Source organism: Protofrankia sp. Cas8 (assembly GCF_963555845.1).
GTDB lineage: Bacteria > Actinomycetota > Actinomycetes > Frankiales > Frankiaceae > Protofrankia.
In genome coordinates, this window is record NZ_CAUVXI010000093.1 from 476 (window position 1) to 19,858 (window position 19,383).

18 protein-coding genes and 3 pseudogenes are annotated in these 19,383 nt (G+C 67.4%); 7 read left to right on the forward strand and 14 right to left on the reverse strand.

Translation table 11 applies throughout. The features are described from left to right. From U9977_RS27030 to U9977_RS14735, 3 genes and pseudogenes are all read right to left on the reverse strand, one after another. Nucleotides 1–136 (reverse strand): annotated as a pseudogene (locus U9977_RS27030) (MarR family transcriptional regulator); the annotation flags it as partial. A gap of 173 nt (nucleotides 137–309) precedes the next feature. Beyond that, nucleotides 310–3,573 carry a fused isobutyryl-CoA mutase/GTPase IcmF gene (gene icmF / locus U9977_RS14730; RefSeq protein ID WP_322749822.1) on the reverse strand — a complete coding sequence of 1,088 codons (3,264 nt, stop codon included), beginning with the start codon at nucleotides 3,571–3,573 and terminating at the stop codon, nucleotides 310–312. A 131-nt stretch (nucleotides 3,574–3,704) separates the two neighbouring features. After that, a complete protein-coding gene (locus tag U9977_RS14735; RefSeq protein ID WP_322749823.1) occupies nucleotides 3,705–4,841 on the reverse strand; it encodes an enoyl-CoA hydratase/isomerase family protein in 1,137 nt (378 codons plus the stop codon). A 92-nt stretch (nucleotides 4,842–4,933) separates the two neighbouring features. Here U9977_RS14735 and U9977_RS14740 point away from each other — a divergent pair, with 92 nt between their 5' ends. Next, on the forward strand, nucleotides 4,934–6,547 hold the full coding sequence (locus U9977_RS14740; RefSeq protein ID WP_322749824.1) for a CoA transferase: 1,614 nt from the start codon (nucleotides 4,934–4,936) through the stop codon (nucleotides 6,545–6,547). A gap of 4 nt (nucleotides 6,548–6,551) precedes the next feature. Then, complete coding sequence (locus U9977_RS14745) at nucleotides 6,552–8,042, forward strand: amidohydrolase family protein (protein WP_322749825.1); 1,491 nt, start codon at nucleotides 6,552–6,554, stop codon at nucleotides 8,040–8,042. Between the two features lie 40 nt (nucleotides 8,043–8,082). Here U9977_RS14745 and U9977_RS27035 read toward each other — a convergent pair. The 3 genes and pseudogenes from U9977_RS27035 to U9977_RS14755 all read right to left on the reverse strand — a co-directional run. Continuing rightward, nucleotides 8,083–8,214, reverse strand: a pseudogene (locus U9977_RS27035) (VapC toxin family PIN domain ribonuclease); the annotation flags it as partial. A 17-nt stretch (nucleotides 8,215–8,231) separates the two neighbouring features. Further along, the gene (locus tag U9977_RS14750; protein WP_322749826.1) at nucleotides 8,232–8,495 is read right to left on the reverse strand and encodes a hypothetical protein; all 264 of its coding nucleotides are present in this window, start codon (nucleotides 8,493–8,495) and stop codon (nucleotides 8,232–8,234) included. Nucleotides 8,496–8,502: 7 nt separating this feature from the next. Beyond that, nucleotides 8,503–8,802, reverse strand: a pseudogene (locus U9977_RS14755) (GNAT family N-acetyltransferase); the annotation flags it as partial. A gap of 195 nt (nucleotides 8,803–8,997) precedes the next feature. Between U9977_RS14755 and U9977_RS14760 the strand changes: the two are divergent. Together U9977_RS14760 and U9977_RS14765 are read left to right on the forward strand one after the other, a co-directional pair. After that, nucleotides 8,998–10,086 (forward strand): XRE family transcriptional regulator, encoded by a 1,089-nt coding sequence (locus U9977_RS14760; RefSeq protein ID WP_322749827.1) that lies wholly within the window; start codon nucleotides 8,998–9,000, stop codon nucleotides 10,084–10,086. Between the two features lie 3 nt (nucleotides 10,087–10,089). Next, entirely contained in the window at nucleotides 10,090–10,335 is a 246-nt protein-coding gene (locus tag U9977_RS14765; RefSeq protein ID WP_322749828.1) for a hypothetical protein, read from the forward strand. A gap of 20 nt (nucleotides 10,336–10,355) precedes the next feature. Here U9977_RS14765 and U9977_RS14770 read toward each other — a convergent pair whose 3' ends face one another. Then, on the reverse strand, nucleotides 10,356–10,799 hold the full coding sequence (locus tag U9977_RS14770; RefSeq protein ID WP_322749829.1) for a hypothetical protein: 444 nt from the start codon (nucleotides 10,797–10,799) through the stop codon (nucleotides 10,356–10,358). Further along, nucleotides 10,796–11,023 (reverse strand): type II toxin-antitoxin system HicA family toxin, encoded by a 228-nt coding sequence (locus U9977_RS14775; RefSeq protein ID WP_322749830.1) that lies wholly within the window; start codon nucleotides 11,021–11,023, stop codon nucleotides 10,796–10,798. The genes U9977_RS14770 and U9977_RS14775 overlap by 4 nt, the downstream gene beginning before the upstream one ends. Nucleotides 11,024–11,527: 504 nt before the next feature. On the opposite strand from U9977_RS14775, the gene U9977_RS14780 reads away from it, so the two are divergent. Then, the gene (locus U9977_RS14780) at nucleotides 11,528–12,280 is read left to right on the forward strand and encodes a TlpA disulfide reductase family protein (protein WP_322749831.1); all 753 of its coding nucleotides are present in this window, start codon (nucleotides 11,528–11,530) and stop codon (nucleotides 12,278–12,280) included. Nucleotides 12,281–12,286: 6 nt separating this feature from the next. Here the strand turns inward: U9977_RS14780 and U9977_RS14785 are convergent, their stop codons facing one another. Further along, on the reverse strand, nucleotides 12,287–12,850 hold the full coding sequence (locus U9977_RS14785) for a GNAT family N-acetyltransferase (protein ID WP_322749832.1): 564 nt from the start codon (nucleotides 12,848–12,850) through the stop codon (nucleotides 12,287–12,289). A 278-nt stretch (nucleotides 12,851–13,128) separates the two neighbouring features. Beyond that, entirely contained in the window at nucleotides 13,129–13,326 is a 198-nt protein-coding gene (locus tag U9977_RS14790) for a helix-turn-helix transcriptional regulator (RefSeq protein ID WP_322749833.1), read from the reverse strand. A 199-nt stretch (nucleotides 13,327–13,525) separates the two neighbouring features. On the opposite strand from U9977_RS14790, the gene U9977_RS14795 reads away from it, so the two are divergent. Together U9977_RS14795 and U9977_RS14800 are read left to right on the forward strand one after the other, a co-directional pair. Next, the gene (locus U9977_RS14795; RefSeq protein ID WP_322749834.1) at nucleotides 13,526–13,744 is read left to right on the forward strand and encodes a hypothetical protein; all 219 of its coding nucleotides are present in this window, start codon (nucleotides 13,526–13,528) and stop codon (nucleotides 13,742–13,744) included. Nucleotides 13,745–13,905: 161 nt separating this feature from the next. Next, a complete protein-coding gene (locus U9977_RS14800) occupies nucleotides 13,906–14,148 on the forward strand; it encodes a DUF397 domain-containing protein (RefSeq protein WP_322749835.1) in 243 nt (80 codons plus the stop codon). A gap of 238 nt (nucleotides 14,149–14,386) precedes the next feature. On the opposite strand, the gene U9977_RS14805 is transcribed toward U9977_RS14800, so the two are convergent. From U9977_RS14805 to U9977_RS14820, 4 genes are all read right to left on the reverse strand, one after another. After that, entirely contained in the window at nucleotides 14,387–14,947 is a 561-nt protein-coding gene (locus tag U9977_RS14805) for a DUF6980 family protein (RefSeq protein WP_322749836.1), read from the reverse strand. A gap of 26 nt (nucleotides 14,948–14,973) precedes the next feature. Beyond that, a complete protein-coding gene (locus U9977_RS14810) occupies nucleotides 14,974–16,557 on the reverse strand; it encodes an RHS repeat-associated core domain-containing protein (protein WP_322749837.1) in 1,584 nt (527 codons plus the stop codon). An 814-nt stretch (nucleotides 16,558–17,371) separates the two neighbouring features. Continuing rightward, a complete protein-coding gene (locus U9977_RS14815; RefSeq protein ID WP_322749838.1) occupies nucleotides 17,372–18,181 on the reverse strand; it encodes an RHS repeat-associated core domain-containing protein in 810 nt (269 codons plus the stop codon). Nucleotides 18,182–18,424: 243 nt separating this feature from the next. Further along, nucleotides 18,425–18,805, reverse strand: coding sequence for a hypothetical protein (locus U9977_RS14820; protein WP_322749839.1), 381 nt, complete (start codon nucleotides 18,803–18,805; stop codon nucleotides 18,425–18,427). Nucleotides 18,806–19,383 lie beyond the last annotated feature (578 nt).

A 19,383-nucleotide genomic window follows, 5' to 3' on the forward strand; every position in this document is an offset into this window, starting at 1 on the left:
CGAGGATGATCTGCTGCGCCCGCATCACGGAGGTGACCGCAGCCATGCCGTCGGCGGCCTGTGCCCACCCGTGCGCCGTCCACTGCCGCCGTGCCTCCTCGATGGGGTCGAACGGCAGCGGCTTCGGGGAGGACACGGGCAGATGACTCCTGACAACCTCGGACACACGCGGCTCCGGCCCAGCGTAGTTGACCGAAGGCGGCGCGCACACCGTTCTCCCCGCACCGCCCCGTCCCCCAGCACCGCCCGTCCCCCAGCACCGCCCGAAGCCGAACCACCTGACCGAATGATCAGTTCCTGTCAGATGAATCAGACATTGCGCCGGTACTGGCCGCCAACCTCGAAGAACGCGTCGCTGATCTGGCCGAGCGAGCAGCAGCGGACCGCGTCCATGAGCACGTCGAAGGTGTTCTGGCCGGCGGCTGCGGCTTCCCGCAGCCGGCGTAGCGCCGCCGGCGCCTCCTGCGCGTGCCGGGCCGAGAAGTCGGCGAGCCGGGCCAGCTGGGAGCGCTTCTCGTCCTCGGTGGCACGCGCGAGTTCCACCGGGCCGCGCGGGTTGGCGTCGGCCGCCGGGTCGAGAAACGTGTTCACCCCGATGATCGGCAGCGTGCCGTCATGTTTGCGCTGCTCATACAGCATGGACTCGTCCTGGATGCGACCGCGCTGGTAACCGGTTTCCATCGCACCGAGCACGCCGCCACGCTCGGAGATCCGCTCGAACTCGGCCAGCACCGCCTCCTCCACGAGATCGGTGAGGTCATCGACGACACAGGAGCCCTGCAACGGGTTCTCGTTGCCCGCCAGACCCCATTCGTTGTCGATAATCATCTGAATGGCCAGGGCGCGGCGGACGGAATGCTCGGTCGGGGTGGTCACAGCCTCGTCATAGGCGTTGGTGTGCAGGCTGTTGCAGTTGTCGTAGATGGCGCACAGGGCCTGCAGGGTCGTGCGGATGTCGTTGAAGTCCATCTCCTGCGCGTGCAGAGACCGCCCGGATGTCTGCACGTGGTACTTGAGCATCTGGGACCGTTCCGACGCGCCGTAACGCTCGCGCATCGCCACCGCCCAGATCCGCCGGGCGACCCGACCGATGACCGTGTATTCCGCGTCCAGCCCGTTGGAGAAGAAGAACGACAGGTTCGGCGCGAAGTCGTCAATCGCCATACCGCGGGCGAGGTAGGCCTCCACATAGGTGAAACCGTTGGCGAGGGTGAAGGCGAGCTGACTGATCGGATTCGCCCCGGCCTCCGCGATGTGATATCCGGAAATCGACACCGAATAGAAGTTGCGGACGCCGTGGGCGATGAACCATTCCTGCACGTCCGCCATGCACCGCAGCGCGAACTCGGTCGAGAAGATGCAGGTGTTCTGGCCCTGGTCCTCCTTGAGGATGTCGGCCTGCACGGTGCCCCGCACGGTCGCCAGTGCGTGCGCCCGGATGCCCGCGGCCTCCTCGGTGGTGGGCTCGCGGCCCTGGTCGGCCCGGAACGCGTCGAGGCGCTGGTCCACGGCCACGTTGAGGAACATCGCGAGGATCGTCGGCGCCGGGCCGTTGATCGTCATGGAGACGCTCGTCGTCGGCGAGCACAGGTCGAAGCCCGCGTAGAGCTCCGACATGTCGTCCAGGGTCGCGATTGACACCCCGGAGGTGCCGACCTTGCCGTAGATGTCCGGACGCGGCGCCGGGTCGCGGCCGTAGAGCGTCACGGAGTCGAACGCCGTGGACAGCCGGGTGGCCGCCGACCCCCGGGAAAGGTAATGGAACCGCCGGTTGGTCCGGAACGGGTCGCCCTCACCGGCGAACATCCGCGCGGGTGCCTCGCCGGCCCGCTTGAACGGGAACACCCCGGCGGTGAACGGAAAGCGGCCGGGCAGGTTCTCCGCCTGCAGGAAGCGGACGAGTTCGCCGTGGTCGCTGATGCGCGGCAGCGCCACCCGCGGTATCGAGGTGCCCGAGAGGGTGACCCGACGCAGCGGCGTGTGGATGTCCTTTCCCCGCACCGTGTAGACGAGTTCGTCGCCGGAGTACTCCGCCACCGTGGCCGGCCAGCTCTCCAGCTGTGCCCCGATGGTCGGGTCCAGGGCCTTCTCGGCATCGTCCAGCAGGCTGTCGAGGCCGTCGAGCGCACCCTGATCGTGACCTGCGGCGGCGAGTTCACGCCGAGCGGTCAGCAGGTGCTGGCGCCGCCGCGCCACCTCGGCCTGCTCAGCGCTGCGCTGGTGGTAGGCGCGGACGGTCTCGGCCACCTCCGCCAGGTACCGGACGCGGGCCGATGGGACCACGGTGGCAAGCCCCGAGGACGCCTTGACCGTCACCGTGGGTAGTACTCCGGCCGCCAGTGGCAGGCCCTTGGCTGCGAGTAGACCGGTCAGGTGCTGGTAGAGCGCGGTGACGCCGTCGTCGTTGAACCTGGCCGCGCTCGTCCCGAAGACGGGCATGTCCGTCCAGGACACACCGAACGCCTCCCGGTTGCGCACCAGCTGGCGGGCGACGTCGCGGCGGGCGTCATCCGCCCCGGACCGCTCGAACTTGTTGATCGCCACGACGTCCGCGAAGTCGAGCATGTCGATCTTCTCAAGCTGGGACGCGGCGCCGTATTCGGGTGTCATCACGTAGAGCGAGACGTCGACGAGGTCGACGATCCCGGCGTCGCCCTGCCCGATACCCGGTGTCTCGACGACGACCAGGTCGTAGCCGGCGGCCCGACACGCGGCGATCACGTCACCGATGCGCTCAGGCAGTTCGCCGCCGGCACCCCGGGTCGCCAGGGAGCGGAAGAAGATGGTGGCCGCACCCTCGGCATCACCGAGCGCGTTCATCCGGATGCGGTCACCGAGCAGCGCGCCGCCTCCCCGGCGGCGGGTCGGGTCTACCGCGATGACGGCGATGCGCAGTTTGTCCTGCTGGTCGACGCGGAAGCGGCGCAGCAGCTCGTCGGTGAGGGAGGACTTTCCCGACCCGCCCGTCCCGGTGATGCCGAGGACGGGGACCTCGGGCCGCGCCGCCGCCCGGAGCTGCGCCGCGAGTTCGGGCGACCTGCCGGCCTGAAGTACCGTGATCGCCCGCGCGAGCGCGGCCTGCTCACCGGCGAGGACCGCCGACAGCGGCGGGGGTTGCTCGGCCAGATCGGTGTCACAGGCGGCGACAATCATATTGATCATCCCGGGCAGGCCCAGGCGCTGCCCGTCTTCAGGCGAGAAGATCCGGGCGACGCCACGGGAGTGCAGCAGGGCGATCTCCTCGGGGACGATGACGCCCCCTCCCCCGCCGTACACCCGCACGTGGCCGGCGCCGCGCTCGCGCAGCCGTTCCACCAGATACGTGAAGTACTCGACATGGCCACCCTGGTAGGACGACAGCGCCACCCCGCTCGCGTCCTCCTGGACCGCGGCCGTGACGAGTTCGTCGACGCCACGATCATGGCCGAGGTGGATCACCTCGACGCCCTGCGACTGCAGAATCCTGCGCATGATGTTGATCGCCGCGTCATGCCCGTCAAACAGGGAAGCGGCGGTGACGATCCGCACCGGATTGGTCGGCACATGCAGGGCGGACCGGTCGGCTGCACTCATCCGTCTGACCTCCGAGCCCCGCGGCAGGCACGTGCCGCCGCCGGTAGTTGGACAACAGATAATAGGATGTCCACATAGTAGGCGCCGAAACGTCCGCGCGCACCTGCCGAAAATTCGGATCAAGCCTCGGATCAAGCCTCGACAAGCTCGTCGACGAGGCCCCAGCGAACAGCGGTCACCGCGTCCAGGGGCGCACCGGTCAGGGCGAGCCACGCGGTCCGGGATGCGCCCACCCGGCGGGTGATGCTGACCGTGCCGCCGGCCCCGGGCACCAGGCCCATCGCGAGTTCGGGCAGCGCGAACACCGCGTCCCGGGACGCGACCACATGGTCGGCGAAGGCGGGCAGCTCCATGCCCGCGCCCACGCACGCCCCGTGCACGTGGGCGCTGACCCGGCCGGGAAACCGGACGATCTCCGCGGCCGCGCTGGCGCCGACCCGGACGGTGTGCGCGGTCGCGGGATCAGGTGCCGTACCGAACTGGCTGAGGTCGCCGCCGCTGCCGAACGCCGGCCCGGCCGCGTCCAGGACGACCTCGGTGACGCCCCTGTCGGACCGCGCCGCCCGCAACGCGGCGACGAGCGCGTCGCGGGTCGCGGTGTCGTAGGCGTTGCGGACCTCGGGCCGATTCAGCGTGAGGCGCAACTGACCACCGACCCGACGCACCCGCACCGGCTCGGCGCTGTCGCGGTGGCGCATCGGGCCGCGCCGGGCGAGCCAGGCGGCGAACTCCGGCCCAGCCAGCAGCGTCGAATACGCCAGCGATTCGGCGACCAGCCCGTCGAGCGGGGACAACCCCGTGGTCAGCCGCAGCAGGCCGGCAAGAGTGACTGCGGCACGTGGGTTTGCCCGGACTTTCGCGGTGAGGCTCGCCAACGCAGCGCCGACGTCGTCCACCTCGACCGCACCGGGCGTTCCCTCCCGCGCGGCCACCGTCGCGATCTCCCCCGGTCCTGCCGTGAGCAGGACATCCGGCGCGCCCACGGCGAGGCCGGTGGGCAGCTTCCCGCCATCGATCACCCCGACGATCACGACCGGCGGGCGCGCCCGGACCAACCGCTCCAGCGCCGCGGTCATGCCGGGGGAATCGGTGTCGGTCAACTCAAGCGCCAGCAGTGGCACGCCGCCGAGGACGTCGAGGAGATCGGCCGGTAACACCGCGTCCACCAGGTCTGCCGCCACGTCCACCGGGAAGAGGTCGACCGGTGGTACCGGGCTGAGCAATGCTGGCTGGGCAGATGCTGGCTGGGAACCGGACGGGAGCGGCACGGGCACACGGTAGCCGGTGAGCCGGTGGTGGATGCGGGGACAACCGGGCTCCCGATAGCCTCCAGACGGGCATCCGGATGGGAGGTGGCGCGGTGGGCCTCCCGCTGGCGGGGCTGACCTTCCTCGCCGCCCCGACCGACCTACAGCAGGAAACACAGGGCGGCGCCGGGATGTGGTTCGCCGCGCGGGAACTGCTGCATGGCCTCGGCGCGACGGTCGTCCACCGGCAGGCGGCCGAGGACCCGCCGGCGGACGTGATCGACCCGGCCCCGACGGTGGATCCGCCATCGGCACTGGCCTGGGCACGATCGGGCGCCATGGCGTTGACGGGTCCGGCGGACGGCGCACCGCTCGCGCCCGACGTGGCGATCATGGAGCGCCTGGACGGCGCCATGACGGTGTTCCGGCTGCTCGCGGCGACACGCGGCCAGCGAGTGGATGTGGACGCCGGGGCGCTGCTCGGCGAACGGGCCGCGATCAGCGGGCTGACCCGCGGCGGACGTCGCTCCGCCGGCGGCGCCGCCCGCCTGCTGCCCACCCGGGACGGCTGGGTTGCGGTGAACCTGGCCCGCGCTTCGGACCTGGACCTGCTGCCGGCGTGGCTGTCGATCGCCGGCGATGATCACTATCAGAACCATCCGGTGGGGCCATGGGATGCGGTCACGACCGCGTTCGCCAGGCTGTCCGCCCGATGTGTGGTCGAACAGGGGCAGCTGCTCGGCCTGCCCGTGGCCGAGGTCGCACAGCCGGAGTCCGCGGCCCACGACGAGCAGGCCCGCGCCCGTGGCCAGCGCTTCCCGTTCGCCCCGTTCCTCCTCGACGGCATACCGCCCGGCGGCGTACCGATCGGCGGCGTACCGCCCGGGACCGGCCACCGACCCGTCCCGTCGACGAAACCGATCCTCGTCGTCGACCTGTCGTCGCTGTGGGCCGGCCCCTTGTGCGCGCATCTGCTGGGGCTCGCCGGGGCCCGCGTCGTGAAGGTCGAGAGCGTCCGGCGTCCGGACGGGGCGCGGTCCGGGCCGAAGATGTTCTTCGACCTGCTGCATGCCGGCCACGACAGCGTCGCGCTGGACCTGCACACGTCCGAGGGCCGGGCGGCCCTCATCCGGCTGATCGGCCGGGCCGACGTGGTGATCGAGGCGTCCCGACCGCGGGCGCTGACCCAGCTCGGTATCAACCCGGCCGAGCTGCTCGCCCGGCATTCGACGCTGACCTGGGTGAGCATCACCGGATACGGCCGGAGCGGCCCGTGGTGCCAGCGGGTGGCCTTCGGTGACGACGCCGCGGCCGCCGCCGGCCTGGTCGCGGTCGGGCCGGACGGGACGCCGATGTTCCTCGCCGACGCCGTTGCAGACCCGGTGACCGGCCTGTACGCGGCGGTCGCGGCGCTCGCGTGCGTGGTCGGCGGCGGCGGCCATCATGTCGACATCGCCCTGCGGGAGGCGGCGGGTTCGCTGCTCGGGACCCGTCCGAGACTCCCCCGACGCGACCCGGGCGCCCGGTGGTCTCCCGTCTCCGACTCCGACTCCGACTCCGGCCCCGGTCTGGACGGAGACAGGACCGGCGGATGGTTCGTGGACGCCGCCGGCACCCGGGCGCCCGTGCTACTGCCCCGCCACCGGACGCCGCCCGGCACGGCGCCGACGTTGGGCGCGGACACCGCACGCGTCCTCGCGGAGCTGGCCGGATCCCGACCGGGGTGACCCGATGCTGATCCGCAACGCCGAAATCAACGGACGATCCGGGATGTCCGTGCGGCTCCGCGGTGACCGGATCGCCGCCGTCGGCCCGGAGCTGTCCCGCGAACCCGGCGAACGTGTCGTGCAGGCGGGTGGCGGGATGCTCGTACCCGGCCTGCATGACCATCACATCCATCTACTCGCGGTGGCTGCGGCCGACGGCTCGGTGCGCTGCGGTCCGCCGGCCGTGCGCAACCGCGAGGAACTGGCCGCGGCCCTGCGCGCGGCCGCAACCACAACCACAACCGCAGCCGCAGCCGCAGCCGCAGCCGCAGCAACGGTCCAACCCGGTGGCTGGATCCGCGGCGTCGGCTATCACGACAGCGTTGCCGGCGCGCTGACCAGAGCCGATCTCGACGCCATGGTTGCCGACGTTCCCGTGCGGGTGCAGCACCGCTCCGGGGCACTGTGGATGCTCAACTCCGCCGCCGTCGCCGCGATCGGCATTGACGATCATGCCGGCGCTCGTGGCGCCGCGCCTGCCGCCGCACCGCCCGGAGCAGGACGCGGCCCGGATGGACGTCCCGACGGCCGGCTGTTCCGGTTGGACGGCTGGCTGCGCGAGCGCCTTCCGCCATCGCCGACACCTGATCTGGCGGCCGTCGGGCGAGGGCTGGCCGGGTTCGGCGTCACCGGCGTGACCGATGCCACCGTCGGCACCGGACCGGCCGAGGTCGAACTGCTCACCGCCGCCGTGACCCGCGGTGACCTCCCGCAACTGCTGACCCTGACCGGCGGCCCCGAGCTCGCAGCGCCGGCCCACCCGCGTCTCCGGCTGGGACCAGTGAAGATCGTGATTGACGACGGTGAGCCGGTCGAGTTCGACGAGCTGGTTGCGCTCGTGCGTCGTGCGCGGGCCGCCGGACGGGCGGTGGCCGTGCACTGCGTGACCCGCGCCGCCCTCGTCCTCACCCTCGCCGTCCTCCAAGCCGCCGACGACGAACCGGGGGCCGGTCACCCGGGTGACCGCATCGAGCACGGCGCCGTCATCCCACCCGATCTGCTGGATCAGCTCGTCGGGCGCGGGTTGACCGTCGTCACCCAGCCGCATTTCATCGCCGAACGTGGCGAACAGTACCTGCGCGAGGTCGACGGTGAGGACCTGCCGTGGCTGTACCGCTGCGCGGGGTTGCGCCGCGCCGGAGTCGCCGTCGCCGCGGGCACCGACGCTCCGTTCGGCGACCTGGACCCATGGTCGTCGATGCGGGCCGCGGTGGCCCGGCGCACGGCGGCCGGCAGCCCGATCGGCCCGGACGAAGCGGTTGACGCCGCCACCGCGCTCGCCCTGTACCTCGGCGACGCAGACCGACCCGGCGGGCCCTCGCGACGGATCGTCCCGGGCGCGCCAGCCGACCTCTGCCTGCTCGCAGCACCCGGCCGCATCGCGCTGCGGACGCTGTCCGCCGACCTGGTCACCCTCACGATCGCCGCCGGGCACGTAGTCGCCGACAACCGCTGACCGACCTGACCGACCGAGGCAGGCGACGCTGCCCGCAGGCTCAGGCAGAAAGGTAGACGACCTCAGTGATCACGAGGGTGGGGACCACCAACGGACCTGGATGGGTCTCGAGCAACTCCACGCACGCCTCGTGGTGCTGGTCGTCCGCATCGACGTAGGCGTAGAGCGGACCCGCGTCGACGACAAGCGCTACGACGCCGCCTCACTGCGCAGGATTTCTTCGACTCGTTCGGAGACGTCGTGACGGCCGCTCCTGCCCGCGGCCCGCGCGGCGAGAACCCGCCGACCGGGCGACGTCCCGCCAACACGTTCGAGTAGTTCCGCCAGGCCGGCCGGAACGATCGCGGCAAGCCGGCGGCCCCGGTCGGTCAGGAACACGACCTGTCCTGACACGGCAGCTTCGCGGGCGACCTCGGTGAGTCGTTCGCCCTCGGGAAGCGGCATCTCCGTCATAGCAACATCATAGCTGGCCGGGAGCTGACCGCGCGGAGTCACAGCCGCCGGTACGCGTCTCCCACTCGGCACGGTTGATGGCGTAGATCACGCTCGGCCTGCCGTGTAGCGACCATTCGCTGTCCAGGGCCAGCCCGACCTTCTCCATGACCCGACGGCTCTGGATGTTGTCGGGGTGGCAGATCGAGATGACCCAGTCAACACCGACGCGGGTGAACGCGAACTCCACCGCCGCCATCCCGGCCTCGGGCGCCAGACCCTGCCCCCACCGGTCCCGCCATACCGTCCAGGCCACCTCCACGCACGCCTCGTGGTACTGGTCGTCCGCATCGACGTATCTCTCTCAAGCTAGACGTCGCCCACCACCACGATCATGCAGCCGACGGCCGGTTCGCCAGGTCCGAAAGGGCGTCCTCCCGTCGTTTGATCGTCGCGCCTCACCAGTGTGAGCAACGGGCGCGTTCGGTTGGGATTTTCCCAACAGTACAGGTATCATGCTCCCATGCAGAGCATCGGCGACCGGATGCTGGAGCACATCGCGCGGGTCCGTCCCACCACCCGACACCGGGACATCGCAGAAAACATCGGGATGACTCCCGATGCGTTCTCACGTGCTCTGAACAGCAAGCGTGCCTTCTCCTCAATCGAGTTGGCGCGCCTGGCCGACCTGCTGAATGCGGACATCCATTGGCTGATCACCGGAAAGTCTGACCCACATCGGCTCGTCGTCGCCGCGCGTCACAGGTTCGACCACGCGACGGGCCATCGGGACATACCCGGACGCAATGCCGACGAGCAGGTGCTGCGCGACATCGCCCTCGCGTACCGGCAGACCTACCCCGAACCGCAGCAGGCACCGGCCCTTCCGGCGAGCCCCGATGACGTCAGATCGGCGCTGGGTGAGAATTTCGTGCGGCCCTTCGCAGAACAGTTGGAGAACCGGCTCCGCGTCGATGTCGTGCGGGTCGCCGACCTGTCCACCGCGTACTCGTTCACCACAGGTGGGCACCGCGTGATCGCGCTCCCGGCGACCGGGAACTGGTTCCGGGAGAACTGGTCGATGGCGCATGAGCTGGGCCACCTCGTCGGGGGCCACCACGACCAGGAGCTCTCCGACGCAGAGCGGGACCGGCACGAAGCCGCGGCGAACGCGTTCGCCGCGGACCTTCTGCTCCCCCGCGAGTCGCTCGCCGCGATCGACTGGGAGCACCTGGACGCCGTCGGGCTGGCTGGGCTCGTGTGGCAGTGGGGAGTGTCCACCGACGCCCTCGCCCGCCGCCTGAACGCTCTGAACGGCCACCTGCCCACAGTCGTGCGGACCTGGGCCGGACAGACGACCCAGCGACTGTTGCGCCATTACTGGGCGTCCGACTCGAGCGAGGACGAGATCACCCTACGCATGGACGCGGCCGCCCAGCGTCGATTCCCCCTCTCCCTCCAGGAGGCGCACCTCACAGGGATCTCATCCGGGGTCCTCGGCAAGGGAACGCTCGCCTGGATGCTCGGCATCGATCCCGATGCGCTGGAAGTCGACATCCCCACAGTGCCCGACGTGGACGTCGATGATCTCGCCATGGCGCTTGGTCTCTGAACCGTGGCCGTGCTCCTGTTCCCGGACAACACTGTCCTGATCAACTTCGCGATCATCAACCGTATGGATCTGCTGGAGCGGTTGGCGAACGGCAACGGCCACTGGTGCGCCACCGTGGCATCGGAATGCGACTCGTCGGCGCAGAGACCCGGCCTCAGCGCGTTAGCCAACGCCAAGGACAGGCGGCCTCAAGCAGTCAGTGCGCCACACATGTTCAACGATCTGCTGGAAAGGCATGTGTCGCCTTGACCGCTTGATTCCGCCCAGCTTCACCCGCTGGTCGATGTTCGCCTTGCCACCCTGGCGGTGCCGTGGGCAAGCTCCGCCCGCACCTGCGCGACGCGTTGATGGGAGACACCCAGCAGTTCGGCCACATCACGTACTGACAGTGAGCTGGGAAGACCTGCGACCGCCCGCCGGATTGCATCGGCGGATTCCCGCTCGGCCTGCTCGGCGACGGCACGCGCCTCACGTGCCGTCGCTACCGCGGTGGAGCTGTCTCCGATCTCGTATCGAAAATCGAGATCGAAATCATCGAACGCCTCGTCGGGCCGGTCCGTCATGAGCACGATCACTTCCTGCACGCTGCGCCGCAGCGCGGACAAGCTCCGGGCGAAGGTGTGGGCGCCGGGGACGTCTGGAACATCGGCGAGCCACGCGTCCCGTTCCCGCGTGACGTTGACCCGGTAGCTGGTCCGTGTCGTAGTTGTCATGTCCGTAGCCACCTCTTTCCGAAAGCCGGTGCCATGTCCGCCTCGATGCGCGCCAGCGTCCCAGTCGGGATATCGCCGGGGTGTTGCGGCACGGCGGTTTCCGCCCGGGCCGCGTGGCCGTCCGTGCCCAGATAGGTCGCGCGGTAACGCCGGTGAGAGCCGACCTGCCGGACGAAGACTCCGCCAGCCCGCTCGATCGCCCGGTTGACCTCTCGAGCTCGCACCGCGTCAGTCTATCTCCTAGACGGCACCCGTCTAGGAGATAGACGGCCTTGCGCCAGCGGGCGAGTGCCGGCCCGCTCGGGAGGCGCGTTGCGCCGTACGTCGCGGCTGACGCAACCGAGCCCCGCCCAACGAGATGAGCTTGGAATTTAGAGCGCCCGGCAATAGGGGCGTGGATCAAGGAGCGGGGCTGGGGCACGTAGCTCGCGAGGCGGAGGAGGGAGCCACCCTGGTGTTGGGTGGCGACCGACGACAACACAGCGAGGTGCGTGCCCGAACCCCGCGACGCCGCGTCCCCTATTGCCGGTCGCTCTTAAGGTTACTTTCGGTGGCTGCTGTCCGTTTTGGTGGTCTTGCGGTGCGGCGGACAGGGAGCCTTCAGCCGGTTCTTCGACCCCTTGGGCCGCCCCGGACCGGGCCGGCTGAATGTCGCCGGCTGGGCGGGTGTACCCAGTCGGGCGCGGAGTCGGCGGAATCCCAGCCGGGTCCGGTACGGGCTCAAGACGGTGCCCGGCTCGAACGGGCATCCCGTCAGCCTCGGCGACTTTCGCGGAACGGAGGTTCTGTTGCTCTTCTGGAATCCGGGTTGCGGCTTCTGCCGGGAAATCCTGGACGAGCTGAAGGACTGGGACGCGGCGTTACCCCACGACGGGCCGACGTTGCTCGTCATCTCAACCGGGGACGACGACGAGAACCGAGCGTTGAGGCTACGTTCCCCCGTCCTGCGCGACGAGGGCTTCACCCTGGGACCCACGTTCGGAGTGCACGGCACACCCATGGCGGTACAGGTCGCCGCGGACGGCACCATCACCTCCGACGTCACCTCGGGAGCACCGGACATCCGCACGCTCCTGCGCTCGCACCTGCGTTCGAACCAGGCTCCGGCCAAGCCGATCTCGCCTGCGCATCGAAAGGCCGCCACCACCTCGTCGATAAACGGCCACTCCACGCGTCACCATGGACGATGGCGAGTGGCAGATTCGGTCTGCCAACGCCGAGTACGACGCCATACCCTGACAGCGATTCCCGCAGACAAGGAAACAGCCGTAACCAATATTGGTTCGACCCCCGCATCAATGGCGATGAACACAAGGACGCCACCCGCGACGGATAAGATGACCAGGAGTGGCTTCCACCATCGCGGCTCTCTGCATGAATTCATTTCTCGAGTCAAGATATTTTCAGCTTTCATCACCGATGGTGACATACACGTTGCCGACATCGACCACGAGGAAGACATTCCATACGGGCCGGCCTGACCGAGGTCAGCCGCGGGTACGGGCATCCCACTCGGCCCGGCTGATGGCGTATACCACGCTCGGCCGGCCGTGGAGGGACCACTCGCCGTCCAGGGTCAGGCCGACCTTCTCCATCACGCGACGACTCTGGATGTTGTCCGGGTGGCAGATCGAGATGACCCGCTCGACACCGACGTGGGTGAACGCGAACTCCACCGCCGCCATCCCGGCTTCGGGCGCCAGGCCCTGCCCCCATCGGTCCTGCCGTACCGTCCAGGCCACCTCCACACCCGGCCAGCCCAACTCTTCGTACAGTCCGGCACGGCCGATGAACTCCCCGGTCGCCCGCTCCCGGACGATCCACATACCGAAGCCGCGCAACGCCCAGTGCCCGAGCTGGAACGCGGCGTGTCGCCACACCGCCTCTTCGTCCATGGGTCCGCCGCCGGTGTGACGGGACATGTCCGGATGCTGGGTCATCGCCGAGTACGGGCCGATGTCCTCGGCCCGCCAGTCCCGCAGGATCAACCGTTCGGTGACCACGGTGGGGATCGGTCGGACGGGGGACGGCGGTCCAAAGATCAGGGTCACGGGGCGCTCCCGGTGGTTAAGGCGAGACGGGGACGGGGACGGGGACGGGCGGACAGAGCGTCGTGGAAGTCGCGGACCGGCGGCAACTCCCGGTAGGGACGGAGCCGTGCCGCGGTCCGGCGCAGGAGCCCGCGGCCACAGTGAGACGTTGATGGGCGCGCAGCCGGGTGGCCTCCCGAAGCCTGCCCTCCGCCTGCCGCCAGGTGCCGAACACCCTCGGGGCGAGGGTGTCATGGGCGGTTGTGGTGAACATCGCCGCGTGCTGGTCGACCTGGTCCTCAACCTCGGCGACGGTCAACGGGTCCGGTCCGGTGGCCGCCCACCGCCGGGAGGTGCTTGCCGCTTTCGGCCTTGCTGACCGCGGACCGGTCGAACCGTACCCGTCGTGCCAGCTCGGTCCGGTTGACGATGCCGGCCGCCTCGCGGAGCTGACGTATCCGACCCGCGAGGTGCGCGAGTGCCTGCTCATCGTCCACCGTGCGCCTCTCCGTGGTCTGTGCGTGCGGCGTGCGTGACCCGTGACGCCATGCCTACGCGGGTGGCCCCTGGTCGCGCACCGTCATGGAATGTGTCGCGTCGGCACGATAACCGGCCGGCCGCCCGCACAGGACACGAATGGGGGATGTCGTGGTACCGCAGGAGCCCTTCACTCGCCAGCCGCCAGCGGCGGCGCGAATGAGCCGGCACGTCTTACCGCCAATTCCGGCTCATCCGGATGTTCCGGCGGACGCCGTCCTGTTCGCGATCATCGTCTACGGACCCAACCGGCAACCGGTCGAAGTGCTCCTGCCGTTCCCAACCGTGTCCGCCGCGGATCATCACGCCCGCAGCCGCAACATCGACAGCCGGATTGTGCCGATCGCGTTCCCGTTCCACCCCCGGCAGGGGGTCTGAGCCCAGCTCCTCTCCGGCCGTACCGTTCGCCCCCGGCCGGAGAGGAGGGGCCGTCCTGATCGCGCGCCGGTCCGCCTTGCCCCACCCCTATCCCTCGTCAGCAGGGGTGTGCGGCGCGGGCCGGCGCGTGCACCAACCCCCACCCACAGAAAAAGATCACCATGTCCGAAAGTCACACCCGTACCCGTAAGCCTGATCTCGCCGGTTTCAACCCGGACACCGTCGACTGGCAGATCTCAACGTTCTCCAACGGCGCCGGAGGGATGTGCATGGAAGCCGGAGCGCACGACGGCGGAGTGGTCGTCCGCGACTCGACCCGCCCGAACGGACCCGTCCTCGCCTTCTCGAAGGCGGAGTGGGCCGCGTTCGTCGACGGTGTTGAGAACGGCGAATTCCGTTTCTGACCTGCCCCTGAACGTCCGCGGGCCCGACTCCCACGGGGGAAGAGCCGGGCCCCGGATGTGATGATGCCCCCGACCCGATCATCTCGGGCGGGGGCATCATCACTACATCAGACCGGACGCTTACCAACGGACCGGGTAGACCGTGAGCACGGCCCAATCCCGCTCACGGTCTACCCGGTAATCGTCGCCAGCAGCACTGAAGGCCAGAGCCTCCAGACAACCCGGAGTGGTTCAATTTTTAAAGAACCCGGGGCCGTTCAGACACCGGCAGGCGGGTTCCGCACCAAGGACAGAAGGCGATCGCAATGTTCGACGTACCGCCATCATGAATGATCAGCCCGTACTCCTGAAATCTGACACTGAAATCCACAAGAGCATCTGGACAATCAAACGGGTCAGAGTGCTGGTCGCAGCGCCAGTTAATCTGCCGCGTCATCATGTCGCAGCAGTGCCTGGTCGTGGCCGCAGTCCCTTGTGGGCCGCTTGCGAAATAAGAGCCGCTAGCAGCTTCTTGCCACTTTGCCGCGTAGCGTTCGCTGAGACGATATAACGCAGCAGCGGTGGAATCATCCGCCATCCGCGCTTCCAACAAGTCACGGAGACCGATGCCTGCACGTCGCGCTTCAATCACATATTCGAGCACGTCGTGCTCTTCGGCCCACATTGCATATTCAGGCCAGAGAAGCCCAAGGTACTCGTGAAACTCCATTGTTCCCGGCGACTTATCCCACGCCTCGCTATACGCATCGATATCATCCAGAGTGACTTTTCCACTAAGAACGTCGTCAACAAATGTCATTCTCTATCATTCCATCCTTCTTCCATTCACTCGAGGCTTATATATATCACCGTGTAAGGATCCGCACTACCAAGATGCTTACCTCGCGAAACAAAGACCTCGATATCGCCGTGCGTATAGTCCCACTTATAATACTTGCACACTTTTCCACTCTTGCCGTTCGTCCTGAACTTCCCCTTGTAGGACTTCAACTTTTTCCAGATGGAAGAACCGGCCGGGGTTGCCTTCCCAATTCTACCCACGCCCGAGTGGTAGACGGCGCGGCCGGCTGTAGCTTCCGGGGCGACGGGTACGCCCAGCAGGCCGCCGACTACCGCTGCAACGCCGACGCCCATCCAGCTCCAGTTGCTGGTTCCCGCGTTCTCCGCCGCGTAGGCTGCGGCGCCGGCCGCTATACCCACCGCGACACCACATACAACCGACACCCCGCACGCAACAGTACCGATCACACCGGCCGCGATAACTGTAAACGTGAGCACCGACCGCCAGTGGAAGCCCCACCGGCCGTCGATGTCGGTACAGTTGATCGGATCACCGGAGCAGTAGTCGTAGGCGTTGGCGTTACCGCCGGGGAGCGGGTCGACCTGCAGGAACCGGCCAGTCAGCGGGTTGTACAGCCGGACACCCATCAGGACCAGACCGCCGAGGGTGTCGGCGGAACGCTCCTTACCGCCAAGCCAGCCGTACCGGGGGAACGCGGTGGAGGCGAAGACGGACAGGCCGAACTCGGTGCTGTCCGCGAAACTGGCGATCGAGCTCACGGTGGTCGAGTCATCCGCGGTGGCGACGACGTCGCCGTGCAGGTTGGTCAGCTGGACGGTCACCGTGCAGGTGTTGGCCTGGATGGCGGCCAGATCCCCGCCGATCCCCGGAATGTTCCGGGTCCAGGTGCCGTCGGAAACCCCGATCCACGCTGGGCTGTCCCCACCGTCGGCGTAATGGTTCGTCGACGTGGTCGAGGCTTGCGTCCACGACCGGAGGCGGCGCGCCGGGTCGAGGGCGTAGCTGCGGCTGGTCGAGCCCTGGGTCTGGGAGGCAACCATGTCGTTGACGTAGTAGCCGACACTCGCCGCCGCCCCACCGGCGACGGTCAGCGTCGTGGTGCGGCCGAACAGGTCATAGCCGTAGCCGGTGTTGGTGAGCCGATCGGCCTGATCGTAGGTGGAGTTCAACGTGAAATCGGGCGTGGTGGTCGACGAGCAGTTCCCACTCGTCGGGTTACCCCCGGCATCGGGGTGGTTGACCAGACTGGTCCGGTTGGACTCGGTGTCGTAGCTGTACTGCCGGGTGGAGCAGATCACCGGGCCGCCGTAGGCACGGGTATCGGCCGCCTGGGTCAGCCGGCCGGCCGGATCATAGGTGTAACCGGTGCTGTTCGCCGGGCCGGCATCGGCCCGCACCTGATCGAACACCGACCGGGTCTGGTTGAACGTCAACCAGGTCGTCCCCGACTTCGCATACGACAACGACCGGGGGTTGCCATTGTTGTCGAACCGGGTACTGGCCACCACCCCGTTCGGATAGGTCTGACTGACCAATTTCCCGTCCGCGTCATACGACGCCGCGAACGTCGACGGGGCGCTGCCAGCGCCGACGTTGAGCGCGGTCACCAGCCCCCGATGCTCGCTGGCCGAGTCGTAGGTGTAGGTTACCGTGCCTTTCCCGTCAGCGCGGGAAGTGACCTTTCCATCGAGGTCGTAGCCGATCGTGGCGGTGTTGCCGTCGGCGTCGGTCTGCGAGGTGACCCGGTCCCGGATGCGCTATCCGGGACCACCGCGCCGGGCCAGTGGTGCCCGGGCTGAGCTGATTCCGGAGTCCTTCCGTAGCACATCATCCCGAGCCTCCGCGGTCCACTGAGCCCGTCCCTGTTGCGCTGTCGCTCTTACCACCACGGCCTGAGCGTCGATGCGGCTGCGCATCTTTGTTGTCTGGAGCAGTTCCACCTGATTTGCGTTGCCGCCGCCCTATCCCGACGAATGCGCCAATAAATATTGATATGGTCACCGCTACGTTGAGTGCGAAGCGATGCCATTCCCAATTGCCGTCCGACACTCCATTGATCAACAGCAGGCCACCCGCGGCGGTGAGCCCCGCTGTGAGCCCTGCGATAAATCCGCGGAGGATAAAGTGAATCATAATCGCATCTTGCGTCCACCAACCCCATCTGCCTGGCCTACTGTTTCTTGCAGCTCTCACCTAGAATACTCTCCTGGTGGACCACTTGTATAATGTGAGATCGGTGAGTTTCCAGCCAGCTCCCATCACGGATGGACGACAACCTCAGCATCCTATGGGGCTGTAATGAATTAAGTCCAACGACTAATGCGAAACCCTTGGCATGATCCAAATTGTATCCGTGTAGCGCGGTTGGGCAACCGCAGCGAATCATCACTCATATTGTTGACGTTGAGCGGATACTGTCCGCTACATGGCCGAGTACGTAGTATCCAGCGAAGCGCTGACCGTGATGTTCCAGCCATGTGACGCACTGACTCCTTGAGGCCGCCCTGTAAACGTGAGCATCGACCGCCAGTGGAAGCCCCACCGGCAGTCGAGGTCAGTGCAGTTGATCGGATCGCCAGTGCAGTAACCATAGGCGTTGGCGTTGCCCCCAACCACGGGGTCGACCTGCAGGAACCGGCCGGTCAGCGGGTTATACAACCGGACACCCATGAGGATGAGCCCGCCGAGGGTGTCGGCGGAACGTTCCTTGCCGCCCAGCCAGCCATACCGGGGAAACGCGGTGGAGGCGAAGACCGGCAGGCCGAACTCGGTGCTGTCCGCGAAACTGGCAATCGAACTCACGGTGGTCGAATCGTCAGCGGTCGCGACGACGTCCCCGTGCAGGTTGACCAGCTGAATCGTCACCGTGCCGGTGTTGGACTGGATCGCGGCCAGATCCCCACCGATCCCGGTGATGTTCCGCGTCCAGCTGCCGTCGGACACCCCGATCCACGCCGGGCTGTCCCCGACTGGACTGTCTCCGGCCGCGGCCGCGTAGTGGTTGGTCCAGGTCGTCGACCCCTGCGTCCACGAGCGGATGCGGCGGGCCGGGTCCAGGGCGTAGCTGCGGCTGGTCGAGCCCTGGGCCTGGGAGGCGACCATGTCATTGACGTAGTAACCGACACTCGCCGACGCCCCACCGGCCACCGTCAGCCCGGTGGTCCGCCCGAACAGGTCATAGCCGTAACCGGTGTTAGTCAGCAGGTCGGCCTGATCGTAGGTGGAGTTCAACGTGAAGTCGGGAGTGGTGGTCGACGAGCAGTTCCCGCTCGTCGGGTTACCGCCCGCGTCGGGATGGTTGACCAGACTCGTGCGGTTGGACTCGGCGTCGTAGCCCTACGACCAGGTTGAACACAATGCCGTACTGCCACAGCTGGCGAGTGGCCCGGATGCAATTCGCTCCGAACCACCCACCAAAGCCGGCGCGGTGCAATCGTATCGGAGCGTCGAAACGACTGCTTGAACCCGTCCGAGTTAAAGACCGATATTCATTTTTCTCTCGTGCAGGTTTATAATTCGCCGAGCAGCCCTTTTTTCAGGAATACTATATTTCCCCCAACCGCCCAGAGAGCCACCGAGAACAGTACCATTTGCCCCTGTGAAAAGATCGACGATTCCTGAAAAAATTATATAGGCAAGGTGTGCATCGCGTTCTGATTTACGCTCCTTTCGAGACACTTCACGAAGGACAGCATTCGCCCACCCAATAGATACTTTGGCAACCACCGGCTCAGGATGAAAGCATCCTTCTCGTGCATATCTTCTTACTTCACGACGCGTTCTGCGAGGCAGGCCATTCCATGACTGAATAGCAATTCGGTCGACCTTGTAGATGGAATTCTGATCCATGCTCATCAGTTCGACCTCCCGGCCCTAGAAGCCACTTTGATAGGCAGCTAACCATTCTATATCATTTGGGGGAGATGAGGCCACCCCGCCCGTCCCCCATGCCGACGACCATGAGGGCCGGGCGCAGCACTACCGACTCAGCCAACCGTGCCGAAGATGATAGACACCAGCCCGGACCCAGTAGCTATGCCAGGACAACCGCCTGGTCCAATGAGCGCGTCGAAGGGTCGCGCTTCCAACCCAGCGACTGGTAAATTCTCCGCCAGCCCGGTTCAGGCTGGCTTGGACTCCACCGCGTACCGCAGAAGTTACATAGCCCTTGGTAGTCGTATTTCTCGTAGTAACGCCGTAGTTCAACGCGCCCATTCCTGCTCCCGCGAGAGCGGTTGCCTCGATTGCGCATGCTGGGCCACACAACGCAGTACCTACAAGCCCAGCAACGGTGCCGACTGCAATGCCCGTAGCCTCCCGAACCCACCAGTTCGTTGCATAGAAATTAACGACCGAATGCCCTATCGCTGCCAGGAAATGCGGCCAGTTCCCGTCGATGTCGACCTGGTTGAGGGGGTCCTGGTTGGCATAGT